General features: G+C 41.0%; 15 protein-coding genes. 9 read left to right on the top strand and 6 right to left on the bottom strand.

What is annotated here, in order from left to right; genetic code table 11:
* Window positions 1-16 precede the first annotated feature (16 nt).
* Entirely contained in the window at window positions 17-880 is an 864-nt protein-coding gene (gene rfbA / locus IQ31_RS24910; protein WP_145330898.1) for a glucose-1-phosphate thymidylyltransferase RfbA, read from the top strand.
* A gap of 12 nt (window positions 881-892) precedes the next feature.
* On the opposite strand, the gene IQ31_RS24915 is transcribed toward rfbA, so the two are convergent.
* Both IQ31_RS24915 and IQ31_RS24920 read right to left on the bottom strand, forming a co-directional pair.
* Window positions 893-1,303, bottom strand: a complete 411-nt coding sequence (locus IQ31_RS24915; RefSeq protein ID WP_145330900.1) for a hypothetical protein — start codon at window positions 1,301-1,303, stop codon at window positions 893-895.
* A 139-nt stretch (window positions 1,304-1,442) separates the two neighbouring features.
* Window positions 1,443-3,371 (bottom strand): tetratricopeptide repeat-containing sensor histidine kinase, encoded by a 1,929-nt coding sequence (locus IQ31_RS24920; protein ID WP_145330902.1) that lies wholly within the window; start codon window positions 3,369-3,371, stop codon window positions 1,443-1,445.
* A 118-nt stretch (window positions 3,372-3,489) separates the two neighbouring features.
* On the opposite strand from IQ31_RS24920, the gene IQ31_RS24925 reads away from it, so the two are divergent.
* The 4 genes from IQ31_RS24925 to IQ31_RS24940 all read left to right on the top strand — a co-directional run bounded on the left by IQ31_RS24925 (window position 3,490) and on the right by IQ31_RS24940 (window position 9,045).
* Window positions 3,490-4,599 (top strand): acyltransferase family protein, encoded by a 1,110-nt coding sequence (locus tag IQ31_RS24925; protein ID WP_145330904.1) that lies wholly within the window; start codon window positions 3,490-3,492, stop codon window positions 4,597-4,599.
* Window positions 4,600-4,863: 264 nt separating this feature from the next.
* Window positions 4,864-7,920, top strand: a complete 3,057-nt coding sequence (locus IQ31_RS24930; protein WP_145330906.1) for a beta-L-arabinofuranosidase domain-containing protein — start codon at window positions 4,864-4,866, stop codon at window positions 7,918-7,920.
* Window positions 7,921-8,057: 137 nt separating this feature from the next.
* Window positions 8,058-8,702 (top strand): response regulator transcription factor, encoded by a 645-nt coding sequence (locus tag IQ31_RS24935; protein WP_145330908.1) that lies wholly within the window; start codon window positions 8,058-8,060, stop codon window positions 8,700-8,702.
* Complete coding sequence (locus IQ31_RS24940; protein ID WP_145330910.1) at window positions 8,677-9,045, top strand: PepSY-like domain-containing protein; 369 nt, start codon at window positions 8,677-8,679, stop codon at window positions 9,043-9,045. Before IQ31_RS24935 ends, IQ31_RS24940 begins: the two co-directional genes overlap by 26 nt.
* Window positions 9,046-9,152: 107 nt before the next feature.
* On the opposite strand, the gene IQ31_RS24945 is transcribed toward IQ31_RS24940, so the two are convergent.
* From IQ31_RS24945 to IQ31_RS24955, 3 genes are all read right to left on the bottom strand, one after another.
* A complete protein-coding gene (locus tag IQ31_RS24945; protein WP_145330913.1) occupies window positions 9,153-10,172 on the bottom strand; it encodes a DUF4625 domain-containing protein in 1,020 nt (339 codons plus the stop codon).
* A 44-nt stretch (window positions 10,173-10,216) separates the two neighbouring features.
* Entirely contained in the window at window positions 10,217-10,693 is a 477-nt protein-coding gene (locus IQ31_RS24950) for a DUF4625 domain-containing protein (RefSeq protein WP_115045816.1), read from the bottom strand.
* A 202-nt stretch (window positions 10,694-10,895) separates the two neighbouring features.
* Window positions 10,896-13,064, bottom strand: coding sequence for a TonB-dependent receptor (locus IQ31_RS24955; protein ID WP_145330915.1), 2,169 nt, complete (start codon window positions 13,062-13,064; stop codon window positions 10,896-10,898).
* Between the two features lie 367 nt (window positions 13,065-13,431).
* Here IQ31_RS24955 and IQ31_RS24960 point away from each other — a divergent pair, with 367 nt between their 5' ends.
* From IQ31_RS24960 to lepB, 3 genes are all read left to right on the top strand, one after another.
* The gene (locus tag IQ31_RS24960) at window positions 13,432-13,905 is read left to right on the top strand and encodes an LIC11966 family surface protein (protein ID WP_145330917.1); all 474 of its coding nucleotides are present in this window, start codon (window positions 13,432-13,434) and stop codon (window positions 13,903-13,905) included.
* A gap of 304 nt (window positions 13,906-14,209) precedes the next feature.
* A complete protein-coding gene (locus tag IQ31_RS24965) occupies window positions 14,210-14,944 on the top strand; it encodes a hypothetical protein (protein WP_145330920.1) in 735 nt (244 codons plus the stop codon).
* 38 nt (window positions 14,945-14,982) lie between these two features.
* On the top strand, window positions 14,983-16,560 hold the full coding sequence (gene lepB, locus IQ31_RS24970; protein ID WP_145330922.1) for a signal peptidase I: 1,578 nt from the start codon (window positions 14,983-14,985) through the stop codon (window positions 16,558-16,560).
* Here lepB and IQ31_RS24975 read toward each other — a convergent pair.
* A complete protein-coding gene (locus IQ31_RS24975) occupies window positions 16,477-16,944 on the bottom strand; it encodes a hypothetical protein (protein WP_145330924.1) in 468 nt (155 codons plus the stop codon). The two genes, lepB and IQ31_RS24975, sit on opposite strands and share 84 nt — an antisense overlap.
* A 152-nt stretch (window positions 16,945-17,096) precedes the next feature.
* Here IQ31_RS24975 and IQ31_RS24980 point away from each other — a divergent pair, with 152 nt between their 5' ends.
* Window positions 17,097-17,768 carry a SusC/RagA family TonB-linked outer membrane protein gene (locus tag IQ31_RS24980; protein WP_145330926.1) on the top strand — a complete coding sequence of 224 codons (672 nt, stop codon included), beginning with the start codon at window positions 17,097-17,099 and terminating at the stop codon, window positions 17,766-17,768.
* Window positions 17,769-18,792 lie beyond the last annotated feature (1,024 nt).

An 18,792-nucleotide genomic window follows, 5' to 3' on the forward strand; every position in this document is an offset into this window, starting at 1 on the left:
TCAAAATATGAGTACTATGAAAGGAATTATATTGGCAGGAGGCTCAGGAACACGACTACATCCACTTACGTTGGCAGTAAGCAAACAGCTGATGCCTGTATATGATAAGCCGATGATCTATTACCCGCTGTCAACCTTGATGCTGGCCGGGATACGTGAGATTTTGATTATATCGACGCCTCAGGATCTTCCGAATTTTAGGAAATTACTGGGCGATGGGTCACAATTGGGGTGTCGATTTGAATATAAAGAGCAACCAAGTCCCGACGGATTGGCGCAAGCATTTTTATTGGGCGAGGAATTTATTGGCGATGATAAGGTGGCCCTTATTCTCGGAGACAATATTTTCTATGGATCGGGTTTATCGAAGCTTTTACAGTCTTGTGCTGATCCCGATGGAGGTGTTGTTTTTGCATATCCTGTACAGGATCCGGAGCGTTATGGTGTGGTCGAATTTGATGAAACAAATAATGTTATTTCGATTGAGGAAAAGCCACAATCGCCAAAGTCGAATTACGCTGTGCCCGGAGTTTATTTTTATGACAACGAAGTGGTTACTATCGCCAAGAACATAGAGCCTTCTCCTCGCGGTGAACTGGAGATCACAGATATCAATAAAGAGTATCTTCGCCGTGGTAAATTGAAGGTCGGTATTTTTGATCGTGGTACAGCTTGGCTGGATACAGGAACGATACAGTCGCTCATGCAGGCAGGACAATTTGTACAAGTGATTGAGGAGCGGCAAGGGATGAAAATAGGAGCAATTGAAGAGGTCGCTTACAGAATGGGCTACATTGATGGACAACAATTGCTAAAAATTTCAGCCCCGCTCTGTAAGTCGGGGTATGGAGAGTATTTGAAACGGATTATAAAATCATAAATTGCTCTCTCTTTATTGCTTTATATAAGCTTCATAGGCATTGCTGAGCACTTCCCCTTTTTCATTAACCCGGTTAAGTGTCCTATCGTTTACCAGCACATAACGTAGGGATAGCTTTTGCTGATTTTTTGTTGTAGTAATCACAAGATCTTTATTGTCGGTGAGGGTATACGTACCTTCCTCTTTAAGACCAGTAATACGTTCTCCCTTTAGCTGCACAATTTCATAATTATTACTTTTTTTGAAGTTAATCCGAAGATAATTATCACCTCCACCGTAAATAATTTCTGCATCCATGTCTTTGCGAAGCCAAGATGTCTCAGTGAGCATATCATCTTCCTGGAAGACAGCATTTTCATTAGACCCACAGCGTATAAAGGTAAATGAGGTCGCGATAAATAAAATAAATATGAGTTTTCTCATGATGTAAAAGGTTAGAATGTATTATAATATAGCCCATGCGAAATTTCGCATTCTTACGTCAAATATAAAATCATTAATTTCTAATTAATATAGACCCTGGGGTTCTATTTTTTTAGTCGATCTTAAGGAAAAACTTTGTTTATCTTGGAATATGGATCGTGAAAGTACTCCCGAATCCAATACGACTTTCAATCGTTATAGAACATTTTATTCGGTTTGCAAATTCGTGACATAACATTAAACCTATACCATTTCCTTTTTCCTCGAGGGTCCCATCAAGACTATGTTGCTGTTGCATACCTTTCAGTGTCCTAATTTTTGTTTCATCCATGCCTACGCCCTGGTCTGTTATTGAAATAAGGATTTTGCTATCGGTTTCATGTTGTTCAAAAATAATGGCTTTACCACTAAAGCTAAACTTGATGGCGTTGTTAAAAATATTTCGGATGATAAATTCAAATCGTTTAAGGTCACTATGGATGGATAAGTTTGGAGAAATTTTGATGTCTATATATAACTTTTTCAAGTTTATTCGATCCATGAAAAGACTCTCGCAGTCTTTAATAATTTGATAGGGAAAGATTTCCTGTATATCAAGCTTCTCATTAGCCATTTGTTGTGAAGACCATACAAGCAAACTATCGAGCATTTTGGATACAGCAGTAAGCTGATTGCCAATAGTGATCAACATACTTTTAATTTCATGCGCTGGTAGGTCAACGATTTTTGAAACGGAGAGTAAGGCCTGAAATGAAGATAAAGGGCTTCGCAAATCATGCGACACGACAGAAAAGATACTGGCCCGAAAGCGATCTGCCTGGACCAATTCGGCGTGTTGCTGCTTGATTTCCGTCGCCTGTTCATCTACTTTCAATTTCTCCTGATGTAATAATCTATTCTTTTTGATCAGCAAAATGATCATCACCAAAAATATTAGGAGAACAAAAAAGGTCAATAACCCGATCAGCTTTATCCAATGGGCTTCACGCTTTACATTCGCGTTTTTTAATAACAGATTTTTATTTTCAAGCTCCTTCTTTTCGCTTTCATATTTTTCCCGAAGTTCTTCCCGAATCCTTACGCGGAGGACTTCTGCATCTTCATGAAATTTGCGATCTGAGCTATCCTGATCGCTGAGAATTAAATGCTCATCCTGTGCTTTGATCGCTTTAGCTATCTTGTCAAAATCTCCCTGAAGGTCTTCCGTTAAGTTGGTGAAACCGCTTTTGGCGATAATGCGCTTGATAAGGGTTACTTCTTTTGCCGCCAGATCAAACCGCTTTTCTTTGACATAAATATTCGCGCGGTTGATACGGGCATAACTTTCGCCAACAGGATCTTCTTTCTTGGTGGTGATGTCTATCGCGAGGTCGGTATAATAGGTACTCCATTCAAGCTTATCTGCCTTGAGATAGAGATAGCTTAATAGAATATAGGTATTGAAAAGATCAACTTCAGGCGCATTTGCTTTGCAGAATTCAACCGTTTTTACCAAATAATCGATGGCTTTGGTTACATCTTGCTTCTTTCCTCCATTCAATGCATTTTGGGCATATATATTTCCGATATTGGTTGAGATATTGGCTCGGTTTCTTGTATCACGCAGCTCTTTGGAGAGATCTAGTGCACGCTGGTAATACTTTAAGGCCTGATCGGGGTCATAACTCTTGTTGAATACATTGCCTATATTCAGGAAAGAGAGCATCATCCCTTTCCTGTCGTTGCGTTCTTCCCGCTTTTTGAGTACTTTAAAGTGTGTTTTTATGCTTTCATCAAAGTTATTTAACTTCAGATATATAACACCTTGTAGATTTAATAAATCAATTTGCAAAGGTTCGAATTTTTTTTCACTGATGAGACTCAATCCTTTGGAAACGATTTCCTGTGCTTCTTGGGGATTACTGCGGTAAATTTCTGAGGCAACTTTATAATACGCCAATATTCGGGTCGAATCGTTACTTGCCTCCGATAGCTGCTTATCTACCTTGTCCCAGCCAGTGTTTTGGGAATATGCATGATGGGTGAAGAACAATATGGTAAAAAATAATAGGGTGGTTAAACGATGCATGGCTAGTTTGTTTCAATAAAACAGTAAAAATAAAAAAAACTATTAAATACAATGAACTTCACGAATATAAAACCATGCTGGACAAACAGGGAAGATAATTGATTATATTTACAGCCAAATGTCTGAGTCCAAAAGAATTTACCAAATCGATCTGTTTCGTTTTATTGCAGCATCTGCCGTCGTATTATATCATTATTTATATCGGGGGTATGCAGCCGGAAATATGTCGCTATTGGGTTTCGATGGCGTCGGAGAATATTTTAAATACGGCTACCTGGGTGTAGACTTATTTTTTATCATTAGTGGTTTTGTGATTGCTTTTTCCATCAAACATCTTTCACTGCGGAAGTTCTGTTATTCCCGCTTCAAGCGTTTGTATCCGATGTATTGGATTTGTTTGCTGTTGACTTTTATCGTTTCTTATTTGTGGGGCGCACCGCGTTATCATGTCACATTTACACAACTATTGGCCAATCTGACCATGGTGCAAAAACTATGGGGACAGGGGGATGTCGATGGCGCTTATTGGTCACTTTATGTGGAGTTGAAGTTTTACCTGATCATCGCTTTGTTTCTAATTCTGAATCGATTTAAAAAAATAAGCTTGGATTACTTGGTTTATTTTTGGTTGCTATTGTCCAGCCTACGCTTTTTTGTTGGGCCTTCGGAAATTTATGACGCAATCCATGAGTTTTTTTTACTCGACTGGAGTGCGTATTTTATTGCGGGAATTATATTCTGCCAGATTTTTCTGCATGGACCAAAAGTCCAGCATTTTGTCGCTTTACCTTGGTGTTTGTACATTTCCATCGATGGTGCTGTGGGGCGTATTCATTGGCTGGAACGCACTTTTCACAGTGACTTTTCCCCTTATATTATTGGTGCGACCATCGTTGTGTTTTACCTACTCATGTTACTGGTTTCCTGTAAAAAACTGCAGGCGATCAATTCGTCTGGATTTGTTAAAATTGGCATGTTGACCTATCCGCTGTATTTAATCCATCAACACATCGGCTTTATTATTTTTAATCACCTGTATCTGTATCTGAATAAATACCTGCTCCTTTCAGGTGTTATCATTCTTATGCTCGCCGTGGCTTATCTGCTGAGCGATCGGATTGAACCGCGGATCATGAAGCATTTTCGTAGCATATTGGCGTTTTTACCTCTCCTGGCTGGCGGTAGGAGTTGTGGGCCCGTGGACGACAGTAGACTCGACGGACAGTAGTTAAAATCTGGAGAATATCGGCTAAAATAAACCTATGTATAATAATGTAGAGTCATTAATTTTATAAATGTCAAATAGACAGCAATACAGAAAATATTCTTCGATTTTGGAAGCTTATTAATTGGAAGCTTATTAATAGTGATTGCTTTTCTTCTTGTTCGTCTTCTGTTGAAGACAATCAAGGAAAAGGATACGGTAATAGCTTTCACCGGGCTAGAGGGTGATCTTTAAACAATAAATCATTAGCGAATAAAAGATAGCGATATGAAAAGATATACGATATATTTTGCAGCAATTCTCACAATTTTTATCAAAATGACAGCTGTAGCTGTGGCACAGGGTGGGGATCAGATCTTAGATGGTATTGGAGAGACAGGAATGGTGGCCCGCTATGTCTTTGATGGGGATTTTAAGGATTGGTCGCGCAATGGACTACATGGTAAATTCCAGGGCACAAAAGCTTCATTTGTATCAGATAAGCAATTTACAAAGGTGCTTTCTCTCGCTGGAGGAAAGGACGATTTTGTCGTACTTCCAGCGCAAGTACTCGCTGATCTCGAGTCGATCAGCATTACAGGCTGGATGTACTTACGAGCAGCGCAGTCTGGCCAGTATTTATTCGACTTTGGACAGGACATCACCAGGCATTTTGCTGGAACACCAACAGGTACAGCGCAGCAAAATGGCTATATAGGGATAATCGCGCAAAAGAAGGCCGCAGTAAAAAATGCGGTCTCTTCGGCTGTGCCTTTAAACAAATGGGTGCACTTGGCCATCGTAGTTGATATTGCTACAGGGACCATGCAAACATATTTAGATGGTATGCCCGCTGGAGAAGTTAAAGACATCCCACAGGAGCTGACCGAGGTTTTTGGACAGGCAGGTAGCAAGAGGACACTATACATCGGAAAATCCCTGTTAGGTGGCAATGTAAGTTTAAATGCACTGTTGCATGATTTTCGCATTTATCGTGTGCCACTGAATCAAAACCAGATCGGCATGGTGTATAGAAATGCGTTGAAGGGTGTGCGTGAAGATGTTGCTTCTAAAGGTAAGGCTGAGGATGACCTACCGCGATTTCCAATGAATAAAGCAGCGCTTTATAATGCCTTCTTAACAGGGGTTGCAGATGTCTCCGTAGAAACAGCGATAGGCGAGCTGCCACGATTGCCGAGTTATGTCGTCGGTACATATAAAGACGGTATGGTGGGACCAAAAGTGCGTGTGTTGTGGCCTGCGCCAACCGACAATAGTGCCGTCGCGCAGCAAACAGCTTACACCGTCACGGGGCGTGTTCCCGGGACAGATCTGAAACCCAAAGCCATCATTACAGTAAAAGGGAAGGTAAAGTCCAAGATGCCTAGCTTAAAATTGGAGGCATTTCACTTGGATCAGGTTTCCCTTAATACGGATGTAAAGCAGCATCAAACGAAGTTTATTGAAAATCGCAATAAATTCATTGATACATTAGCAAAATCGGATCCCAATTCATTCCTCTATATGTTTCGACACGCGTTTGGGCAAAAACAACCGATCGGTGCGCAACCTTTGGAGGTATGGGACAGCCAGGATATCAAGCTGCGCGGTCATGCTACAGGACATTACCTGACGGCAATTGCACAAGCTTATGCGAGTACAGGCTATGATAAGGCACTCCAGTCAAAATTTTTGGGGAAGATGGATACCATGGTCAACGTGCTTTATTCCTTGTCAAAGTTGTCGGGTACGCCGAGACAAGCGGGGCAGGCTTATGTCGCAGATCCTGCTGCGGTACCTTATGGCCCCGGTAAATCGGCTTATGATTCTGACCTGAGTGACGAAGGAATCCGTACAGATTATTGGAACTGGGGGCTAGGTTTTATCAGTGCCTATCCCCCGGATCAGTTTATTATGCTCGAGCATGGCGCAAAATATGGCGGGCAGAAGAACCAAATTTGGGCTCCTTATTATACCCTGCATAAGATCTTGGCCGGCCTGTTGGATGTTTATGAGGTAAGTGAAAATAAAAAAGCATTGCAGATCGCGCAGGGAATGGGCAACTGGGTGTATACGCGTTTAAATCAAGTCCCGACCGACACACTGATCAAAATGTGGAATACCTATATCGCCGGTGAATTTGGTGGGATGAATGAAGTGATGGCCAGGTTATACCGTATAACGGGTGAAGAGAACTATTTAAAAACCGCCCGTTTATTTGACAATATTGATATGTTCTACGGCAACGCAGCGCATGCACATGGACTGGCCAAAAATGTAGATACTTTTAGAGGGCTACATGCCAATCAGCATATTCCTCAAATTGTGGGCAGTATGGAACTATATCGGGTGTCCAATGAGCCCCAATATTATAAAATAGCGGACAACTTTTGGTATAAAGCCACCAATGATTATATGTATAGTATCGGTGGTGTGGCTGGGGCAAGAAATCCGGCTAATGCCGAATGTTTTATTAGCGAGCCGGCGACATTATATGAAAATGGATTTTCTGCAGGCGGGCAGAACGAAACCTGCGCAACCTATAACATGTTGAAATTGACAAGTGACCTGTTTATGTTCGATCAGCGCGCAGACTTGATGGATTATTATGAACGTGGATTATACAATCATATCTTAGCGTCTGTTGCAGAAAATAGTCCAGCAAATACGTATCATGTGCCTCTACGCGCGGGATCTATCAAGCAGTTTGGAAATGCTGATATGAAAGGCTTTACCTGCTGTAATGGTACGGCTATTGAAAGCAGTACTAAATTGCAGAATACAATCTATTTTAGGAGCAAGGATGATCAGGCGCTGTATGTCAATCTCTATATTCCTTCTACCTTACATTGGACGGAACGGGGAATCAGCGTCGAGCAACAAACCAGTTTTCCGAAAGCGGATCAAACAGCGTTGACCATACGGGGGAATGGCAAATTTGAACTTCATGTGCGGGTGCCAAGCTGGGCAACAAAGGGATTTTTTGTTGCAATAAATGGAGTCGATCAAAAAATTAAAGCTGAGCCGGGCACTTACCTGACCTTAAACCGTACCTGGAAAGATGGGGATGTGATCAACCTCAAAATGCCATTTCAGTTTCATTTGGACCCGGTTATGGATCAGCCCAATATGGCGAGTCTGTTTTATGGGCCAATCCTATTAGCCGCCCAGGAACCTGCAGCAAGAAAAGACTGGCGTAAAGTAACTTTAGATGCAAAGGATATTGCTAAGTCGATTAAAGGAAATCCCGAAACATTGGAATTTTACATTGATGATGTCCTTTATAAACCTTTTTATGATACTTACGGACGTCATTCGGTTTACCTGGATGTCAGCTTAAAATAAGAGGCAAGCAGTGTGTTCCTAAATCTTTCCCAAATTCAAGGTACCTTTGTCATAAACAATTGTGTATGTAAATTGTCATTTAGCATGGACAGAATACTATTGTTTACACAAGTTTTTCGCTAAATAGAATTAAGAAGATGAAAATATTGGTTATTGAAGACGAAGCGGATTTAAGGGAAATTGTGAAGGCATCTTTACTTAAGGAAGAATATACGGTAGAAACTGCCGCTGATTATGGATCAGCTCTAGAAAAAGTCGCTGTTTATGATTACGATTGTATCCTGCTCGACATCATGTTGCCTGGAGGTAATGGTTTGCAGATCCTCGATCAGCTCAAAAATGAAGGTAAGTCCGATAATGTGATCATTATCTCCGCGAAGGATTCTCTGGACGATAAGCTAAAGGGACTCGAGCTTGGGGCCGATGACTATTTGACAAAACCCTTTCATATTGCTGAGCTGAACGCACGGATTAAAGCCGTGTTACGAAGGAAACAACGGGAAGGTAAGCATACATTGGAAATGGGAAACATCGTGTTGGACCTCAATGAACGCTGCTTATTTATTGCACAGGAACCTGTGCCGTTAAATCGGAAAGAGTTCGATATGCTCAACTACTTCTTATTGAACAAAAATAGACTGGTCAGCAAAAGTGCGCTGGCAGAACATGTATGGGGCGATAATACGGACCAGGCGGATAATCTTGATTTCATCTATTCACAGATAAAAAACTTGCGCAAAAAATTCTTGGCTAGTCATGCTGATGTGGATTTTGGTGAATAGTTTCCAACAGAAATTTCCAAAAGCCAAAAAAGTAGATTGGGAATTGAAGGGGAATGTTTATGAAGCTGAGTTTGAAACGGGTTTATTTGGCATTGACCAGGAAGCTTGGTTTCAGCATAACGGAAAACTTTTGCGGTATAAAACTGAAATCAACAAAAGAGAACTACCGAAGAGTGTGCTGGACCGGGTGAAAAGAGATTTTCCGGGCTATAGCATTGAAGACGCAAAAAAGATTACCGCCGAACAGAAAGTGAGTTATGCGTTTGAAGTGAAAAGTCGAAAAGAGGAGTGGAAGCTGGTACTCGATTCAGAGGGAAATGTGCTTACGAAAGTAAGGGACTAAGCAGATATTTCTGTACAAATAAAAAAACCTTCATGATTTTACACGCACTCATAGCGGCGAAATCATGAAGGCTCTTTTGGGCAAGTAAGCTGAGTTTATTGCGCTAACTAATCTTCTCCTTCCTCTGCGTGGAGTTCAAAAGATAGCTTTATGAGGTCTTGACCAGCAAACTTAGTGGCATAATCCGATAAGTTCCAGTCAGTACGGGTAACTTTTGCCTTTGTGCTGGCATCGTTAAACTTGCGAAGCACAAAGAATACATTTTTCTCGCCTTCATTGTCTTTTCCTGCCGTAAAATAAGTGATAATCCCTGTCGTCTCCGTTGCTCCGTTTACTGCAGTGCCATCACCGTAGTTCGTTTCTTTCGTTTGAAAGATTGCACCATTTCCTGTACTGCTATTCGGATTTAAAACGAAAGAACCACCTGAAAGGAACGCCTTGTAGTAGTCTGCTGTTGCTTTATTGGTAATGTACTGTCCCTGTGTCTCTTTGGAGGTAGCATCAAATTGTTTTAATTCAATTTTATAGATACCTGCGGGATGAAGGTGGGCGTGTCCACCAGAAAGTGCTGTTCCCTTTTCGTCAAAGCTGATAGCGATTGGCTCTACCTTTTCCTTGTCCGCAAGATCATGGAAATGGTCGCCATGTGCCTCGCCGTTTACTTCAGTAAAAATGAGTTTGTAAGCAACTTTGACATCTGTACCTTGTATGGTTAATGGCGATTCTACTGTAGTTGTATTTCCGGCTTTGTCAGTTACTGTAAAATGAAAATGATAGGCTCCTGCGGGTGCATCCGCTGGAACATCGATGTGTTCATGAAATGTCGCATTTTTTACACCAATGTATTTCCCATCCGTATAGGCTTTTGTGAACTTATACTGACCACCACCTTCCTGATGAACCTCTATTTCGATCTTAGAAATGAGTGCTTCGGCGAGAATATCACCTTCAAGATGAAGGTCTGATCCTGCCTGAACATTTTTGTTATTGCCACTGCCGATTTCGAGTGCGCTGATCTGGGGCTGTGCAAGTGCTGGAATTTCCTCGTTATCTTTCTTACAGGATGATAAAAAACCGAAAAGAATTGTACTTAACAGGAAGAAGAAGCGAATGTTTCTAGTTTTCATGTAAAATGGATTTAATTAAATTGAGTTGATAAATAGGTATGGTATTATTCGAGTATTCGGATGCTGATTCCTTTTTGGCTGCTCCATCCCGCCAGGTCGGTCACCTGGATCATAAAATGATAATTGCCCGGATCGATATCGGCTGGTACATCAATCTTTAATTCGGCATCATATTGCTGTGGCTGCCCCGGAATATTAACTGTCTTGACCAAAGTAAATGGCTTGACGGGTGTTTTGATCGCCTCAACCGTGCATTCACCGATTTCAGTGCTATGCGAATGATGGTCAAAATTATGGTGTACGTCGATGCTATAGCTCCCGAGCGCGACATTATCAGATAGCTTACTGCGGAAAGTAAAACTTGTGCCTCGTTTAATTGTGCTGCATTGTTTTGGGAAAGCCGTTTCCGAATCGATGGCGATGGTCGGTTTTTCGGTATCAATGCTTTCCTTATCTTTTTTACAGGCAACAGTCATGGCAAGTAACACTGTAATAAGTGTGTATTTTTGAAGTGTTTTCATATATAAATTTTATTCGTTCTTGTATTTGTTAAGCGCTATTTATATGTTCGCTTTGCTCGATTATTCATTCGCTTTGCTGTTGTACTCGGTTTGCTGTGCTCATCGCACACTGCTCAACGGGTGGTTATTGAAAGCAAAGGCTTATTTAAAGCTGTGATCTTTAATTGAATCTTATTTTATTCTTCATTCGTTGTAATTCATGTTATGATCGGGACTGTTTCCCAAAGGGAACTCCAATGGATAGTATAAAATTCCTTCCCTGTTCAGGCAAAGAGATCAGCCGATAAAAGCTGGTATGATCCATATATTTCTTGTCAAAGAGATTTTGAACCTGTAAGCGTAATTGAAGGACAGATCCCGAAAACTGAAGTTGTGTTCCTGCCCGGAAGTTGAAGACCTGATAATCTGCTGTGGACTCTTCTGGTGGAACAACATGATACTGCGCTGCTGTCCATTTGCAATCGACGGAAAGGTAGGTCTCTTTAAAATGTTTGCCATTTTTTGCTGTCCAGCTGATGTCCATCAAAGCTGAAGGTGCCGGAGAGAAAGGAAGTGTATATCCTTTCTTTGCGCCCGATAGTTGTTCCGATCGAACATATTCACCCAATAATTCTACTTTCCATTGTTTCAGAGGCTGGTAGCTGAGTTTCAATTCTGCTCCATAACGGCGAACACGACTTTCCATATATTCAAAGATTTGATTGCCGGCGCCATAATATTGATCGTAGCTCGACGTAGGATTGAGGTAGATATAATTGGAAAAGTAATTAAAGAATGGTGTAAAGGCAACAAAGACTTTTCTAGGACTCCAGGTCAATGATAAATCCAGTTGATAGGATTGTTCGGGAGACAATGATTGATTGCCTCTTTCATAACTGAAGTAGTGATAGTTGACACCATTGGCGCCGAGCTCCTGTGCAATGGGGGCCCTGAAACTTTTTCCTACATTGATTTTTGTTTCCAGATCGCCGAATTGATGTGCCGCTCCTACAGACCAAACCAGACTATTGAAACGGCGACTGAGCGCCGAAGCCCGGACTATTCTGCCCGACTGATTCTCTTCCAGCTGTGATTCGAACCAATCCTGATAAGGTGAGGTTTGAATATGGCTGTAATCGTAACGCAATGCCCCATATAGCATGGTTTCGTCCGCGAATTTGTATTGATCGTAAACGAATAGGCCCATTGCCTTTTGGCGAAAAGTTGGGATAAGGAAGCTCCAACCATTGATACGGTTATCCTGATACTCTCCATTTGCGCCAATGGTAAGTCGATGTGTGGCCAACTCAAATTGATCTTTTACAGTGATACTATAGACCTGTTTGTCATATAACCTTTCCAAATTGATGGGGATAGTCATATCTTTTGGATAAACAGGTGGCATATAACCATGCGCGGTGTAATTGTTATATTCTTGCCGGTAGTTTTTCTGATAGCCCAGGTCTATCCAAAGCTTATGCTTATCCAGATCGATAAAGTTGCGGTTAATAAGCTTCAGGTGATTGACCGTCTGGCTTGGGAAACCGATGTCACGACTGGATTTGTCATAAAGAGCTGTATCTACGCCCCTTGGTTCCAAGCCGTGCGCATTGGCAAAGAAGCCTAGCTTTGTATGATAATTACTCAGGTAGAAAATCGAAGAAAAACGATCCGATAGATATCCGCCGCGTAGTTGAAAATGTGTCTCTCGTCCCGCAGTGTTGCGAACATGCCGATCTTTTAGGCGTACCGCATAATTGTAAACATAGACTGTATCTGTGGGGACACGGTAATCGCCATATTCCAGGTGCGTGAATCCTCCTCCAAATACCCAATTCCCTTTTCGGCCCTGTGCTTGTAGCGATCCGCCAAAAGTAGCGTTGTTTGACTTTGTCAATAGGTTAAACTGGCCCTTAAAACCTGTCTCCTGTAGTTCCGCTGGCGGTGATAGCCGAATGACACCGCCAATGGCATCCGAGCCATATAGAAATGAGCTAGCCCCCTTAAGTACCTCGGCACTCCCCACACTGAATTGATCGATTTCCAACCCATGATCCAATCCCCACTGCTGGCCTTCATGTTTAATACCGTTTTCTACCGTGGCCACACGATTAAATCCGAGCCCTCTAATCTGCGGTTTAGACTGATTAGCACCTATGCCTATGGCATTAACGCCGGGAAGTCTGCTTAATGTCTGCATTAAACTTCCCGCCTGGTATTTTTGTATAGAGTCGGCAGTCAATAGCTGGATCGATAATGCTCCTTCTGCTGCCCGATGGTAACGTCGCCCTCCAACTTTTACTTCTTCAAGCTCGATACTCTTCTCCTGTCCATAACATGGGAAAAATAGCTGTTGTGCTGCGATAAGTGAAAAAATGATATACCTATTCATCTATATGGATTCGATTCGTAAAGCGTAATTCGTGCAATACATATGGTATTCCAATTAATATATATTGCAATTAAGTTGCAACAAATATAGGGAAAAAGATTTTAAAAGCAATATAGTTGCATTATAAGGCTTGAAGAAACAAATCCCTGATTTCAGCGATAGTAATATTTTTCGGCTTCAATTATCTTTGATTTAGAGTGTTATGCATTGGTGAGTGATATTCATAATTAGAAAAAGGCACTGGTGAAATAGCGGTTGCTAGCGTAACCTAAACAGATTTTTGATGCACTAAAGCTTGTCCTATGGATGATGTGGTGTTGCTATTTTTACGAAAAATGAGGAAAAACAAATTATAAAATAGATCAAAATGATTAAACAATTTATTACGGGCATGATGACCGCAGCGGTTCTGAGCCTATCAAGTTGTGGTTCGGGAGAAAAAGATCCTGCAGCATACAACAATTCAATTATTACCGTTATAAACAGTAGTGAAAAACATGTGACAGACATGAATGCCGCCATGAATGGCTCCGATTATTCTAAGGCTGAACAGGTGCGGGCAGATTGGGAGAAGTCTTTAAATGACGATATCAAAAAAGTAGAGGAACTTGGTGATTTCAAGGGTGATGCGACATTCCAAAAGGCGGTGCTCGATGGCCTGAACGGGTATAAAAAAATTGTTACGGAGGATTATCCAAAATTGATTGAGCTTCGAAAAAATAAGACACCCGATGCAGCTAAAGAATCCGCATTGCTTGATAATATTAATAAAGCATTTGAAAATATGAGTAATGGGGTCAATCAAGCATCCACAGCATTTGAAAGTAAATATAAAAGTTAATCTTTTTGCATAAACAATAAGCAATCAGTTAAGCCACATCAGCAAAAAATGATGTGGCTTTGTTTTTTGCAGTACAGCTGTTGTTGCTTGAGAAATACGGCTGTATTGACTGTATTATTAGGGATCGTTTTTAGGGATCTTAAAATCTTTGCACAGTATTGTAGGAATGCCCTAGCAAAACAAAATGCTAACAAACGTTAAAACTCCGAAGGCCGAACTTGAATTTCATATTTTTATGTAGCTTTACCTTACGTATAGTAGCGCATGCCATGGGATTTAAAAATAGTGCAAAACAAATGTTCAAATGAAAGCCATATCAATTTTAACTGCTGTGTTTTTTTCTTGCTTCGCCAGTATACTAATGACAGCTCGTGCACAGGAAGCCGCAAAAAAATTAGATTACTTGGTGCTTATGAACGCAGATACCCTTTACGGAAAAATCTCCTCCATCAAGGATCACAAACTCAAATTTGAAAATCAACAGAAAGAGAAGCTAACTTTTGCCCCCGGCCAGGTGTTTCGTGCTTACTGGGAATCTAAAAGAAAAGTTTATGCACCTTCTTATGTCGAAAATGGCTTGGAGCCCGTTCAGGGAACTTCTCCACAAGTATTTCAAATAGGTCGATATTATACGGAGGAGCCAACTTTTGCTGAAGTGTTGGTTGATGGAGAAATAATGGTTTATTATGTGTCTAATTTGAACCTTGGTGGTGGCGGAGGAATGATGTTTGGTACGGGTGGTGGTGGTACAATGTTGTCCATTGGAATCAGTAAGTCTAAATATGCTTATGCATTAAAAAAGTCAACCGGTGAAGTGATTGAAATAAGTAGTAATACGAACGAACTTTTTAGCAACAGCAAAAAAAAGCGGACAATTGCTTTAGGGCGTTTGATCAATGACGAACCGGAGCTATTTGCTGAGTTTGAAAATGAAAAAAAGTACGATTATGATCTTTTTATAAAATACGTTATGCGCTATAATGAGCTTCAACTTTCAAAAATCTCTTCCGAGGAGAGAAAGCAACTAATTATTTATTGAGATTTTTTATTCACTGATACTGCATTTAAAACAATTTTATGATACTTACCATCTTTATTGTATTGACTATAGTTGCAGCCTATGGCTTTTGGTTGCTATTTGAAAAGGCAGGACGCAAAGGTTGGGAAGGAGTTGTTCCTGTCTATAGTCAGTTTATCCAATCGCGGATACTCGGCAAGAAGACCTGGCAGCTTATCCTTTTGCTTGTTCCGATCGTCAATGTTTTTATCTTTTATAATCTCTACCTCGATTTTATTCATTGTTTTGGGAAAAGAAGGTTTTGGGAAAATTGCGCTGCGGTGCTGCTTCCATTTATCGTACTGCCACTTTGGGGTAGCGATAAAAACGTGCAATTTCTGAATGGGCTATATGCCAAAAATCTGAAAGCAGCGCATGCCGAAGGTCGCCTGGCGACAAAGGAATCTGAACTGGAAATTGCGCATCAATCGTATATAGACTATAAGAAGAAATATCCCTATAAAAAATCGATGGTACGAGAATGGGCGGATGCGATTGTTTTTGCGACTGTCGCTGCAACCTTGATTCGTGGTTTTTTATTGGAGGCATTTATGATTCCTTCGGGGTCTATGCAACAGTCTCTCCTCATTGGAGATTATCTTTTTGTCAGTAAACTAAATTACGGGCCCCGTATTCCAAATACACCTATAGCGTTTCCTTTTGCACATCATACGATGCCATTAGTAGGAGGAAAAGCATTCTCCGAACTCATTAAAATTCCTTACAAACGATTGCCCGGATTTCAAGAAATAAAACGGAATGATGTGATCGTTTTTAATGCACCTGCCGGTGATACCGTTGCTGTCGAAAATCAAGACTCGCCCTATTATGACTTGGTGCGTAGCATGGGACGTGAAGCAGTACATCAACAATTTACAATTCAAACCCGTCCAGTGGATAAACGCGAACATTTAATTAAACGCTGTGTGGGAATGCCTGGGGATAAAATCAGCATGACAGAAGGAGTATTGTTTGTGAACGACCAACCAGGTTTTGTAGCCCCGGAAAGCCAGATGGATTATACCGTGATCACAGATGAGGCAGGTCTGGACGAACAGCGCCTAAGAGATATGGGAATAGAAGTCTCTGCTATTCAGCCCGGAGTTTATGTAATCTTTTTAACGAAAGATCAGGCAGCCATGGTGAAATCCTGGTCCAATGTCAAATCCATGCAAATGAACTTGCGTAAACCTGGGGAAGCCGAAGCAAATACCTTTCCGAACGACCCACAATACAAATGGAATTATGATAATTTCGGCCCCTTTGTTATTCCTCGAAAGGGGATGACTATTCCACTGAATGCACAGACCTTGCCACTCTATGAGCGAGCCATACGAGTGTATGAAAATAACCTGTTGGAAAAGAAAACGGATGGGCTTTATATCAATGGAAATCGAACAGATTCCTACACCTTTAAAATGGATTATTATTGGATGATGGGAGATAATAGGCACAACTCGCTCGATGCTAGGGATTGGGGATTTGTTCCTGAGGATCATATTGTCGGAAAAGCATTATTTACCTGGATGAGCTGGAACGCAAATGGCAATGGGCTTTCCAAAATACGGTGGAATAGAATTTTTAAAGGCATCCATTAGAAAAGAAAGCTTCTCGCCACCACTATTAATACCACCTAGATCTACCTGCACGGGAAATTGATTGATAATATAGTATTTTAATCCCGCTTTATAAATAAACGAATGTGTAGAATTCAATTCGATTTTTTGGCCATCAAAATCGAATACATATCTTTGACCAGTGAAACCTAATCCTGCTTTGACAGCTAGTTTATCTTGGAAAAAATAACCTGCTTCACCGCCTACAGACCAGAGCTGGGCGCCATTGTTGGAATAAAAGCTAAAGCCGGAAGTAGAAAGGCCGGTCAGTGGCGAGAGATTCGTTTCGACCATCCATTTTCCTTTAGAGATCGCTGTTGGAGTTTCTTGGGCCGATACAGTTTGCAAACCCAACAGGGTAAGCATTATAAAAAGACTCTTTTTGGGAGATTCTGTTTAAATAACGAATAAGAAGAGATTATTTTTATTTTTTAATACAACGAACTTGAACGGTTGCATTTTGATTGAGTGCTGCAATTTGTGTAAAGTATAACAACAATACCTTTTGTGGCTGATTTGTGGCTTATGTTTTTCTCGCGCGCTCATTGGCTATTTATGGTGCTAAAGCTGCTACAGGGGTAGTTGCCATTACCACCAAAAAAGGAACAGGCGATAAACCCGTGTTGACGGCGAATATCAACTGGAGAGTAGCTCCGCTAGTACGTAATCAACGTGCTTACGATGGCTCTGGTTTTCTGAAATGGCGAGCAGATGTGGGGCACGCTGGTGGTAAATACAATCCGGATGGCACATTAAGGCGGATTCCGACAGGTGATAGCGGATTGAATGCCCGTAATCCTTTTCTAAATATGACCTACAATGACCGGATGAACAAGCAGAATACCCTTTTTGCAAGTCTCTTCGCAAAAGTTAACTTGCCTTTTGGTATTACTTATCAGTTCAACTTTAGTCCCGGAATTGAGGTAGGCCACGTACACCTGACACGTCCATTGTTTAATTTCCGTCAGCAGAATATGAATAAACCGAGAAGACAGCGTTCGGATTGGAGCTCCGATCGGATGATGGGAGAGCGTAATCCTGCCGTTCATCAACTGAATTTTGTTAAAACAGCCTGCGAAGTGGCCAAATTGGATTTGACAGATTTATTTGATAAATACGGATTGTTTTTTGTTGGTACGCTGGAATACGACGATTATGTATACCTATACCATGACGCAGGAAATGGTTGATGCCTGTCTCCTGGCAATTAAAAACATGAACTTGCCCAAGCCTAAGGCTGATCTTACAGCATTAAGAGATTAGAGCATGTAAACTATAATAACGTCTGACGCTCCGAATCATCTAAATTGATTCGGAGCCTTTTGTTTGGTTGTTATGTTTTTTGAACTTAGTCGTTATTCTAAACGTGTTACAAGCTGAACGCTTTCTCTTGCTCATTTTCTTTGATCCCATAAACCCTCCAAAAATGCCTATATCATGGTGATTCTGGTTGGATGCTGGGACACTTGTAGGGTTATTTACATAATGTTATGTTTATTCGCTTTTATTTAGTTCTTCTTTAAGTTAGATTTTAATTAGTATTTAGTTAGCTTTTGGTTAGGATTTATTTAGCTATAACCTAAGCTATACCTAAACAAACCTTAAGTAAAGTAGTAAAAGAGTGTGTTCATTTAATGGGTAATCCGGAGCGGTGTATGCTCTCATTCTTTTGCTGTGCTGCGGTATTCTTCTGTTGTTCTCTGTTCGGCTATGTTTGCGTTTTCCGATCTCCCTTTGCTATGTCGGTGGGGCAATAGATCCGGCAGGTGCAATTCAGGATGTTTTCGTTGCCTGATGCCGCTATCTGTCCCAATCTGGCGGCCGGATCAGCCTTTTTTCGCCTTCCTCTGCAGCTTCCACCGCTAAAATGAAAAAGAATCTTGCACCGTTACAGGTAGTTAAGGATAAAATGAAAATAATAAGAACAAAAGGCTTGGAAGTTTGTTAGTAAACTCCCTATCTTTGCACCACTCCGCAAGGGAGGGACGGTTACCACGAAAGAGGGAATCATGAAAAAAGAAGGGTTTAAGAGAAGTTTGGCAGGATTTAAAATCCCGCTCAGTTTATTTTAAACGCGGAAATCGAAAAAAGAGAAAAGAAAAAAACTTCAAAAAGTTTTTGGAAGTTCAAAAAAGATTTCTACCTTTGCAGTCCCAACGGAAACGAAGGGAAAAACAAAACGATAAAGAGGGGCGCAATGCCTATCGGAATATA

This window comes from Sphingobacterium siyangense (assembly GCF_007830445.1).
GTDB classification, from domain to species: Bacteria; Bacteroidota; Bacteroidia; order Sphingobacteriales; family Sphingobacteriaceae; genus Sphingobacterium; species Sphingobacterium siyangense.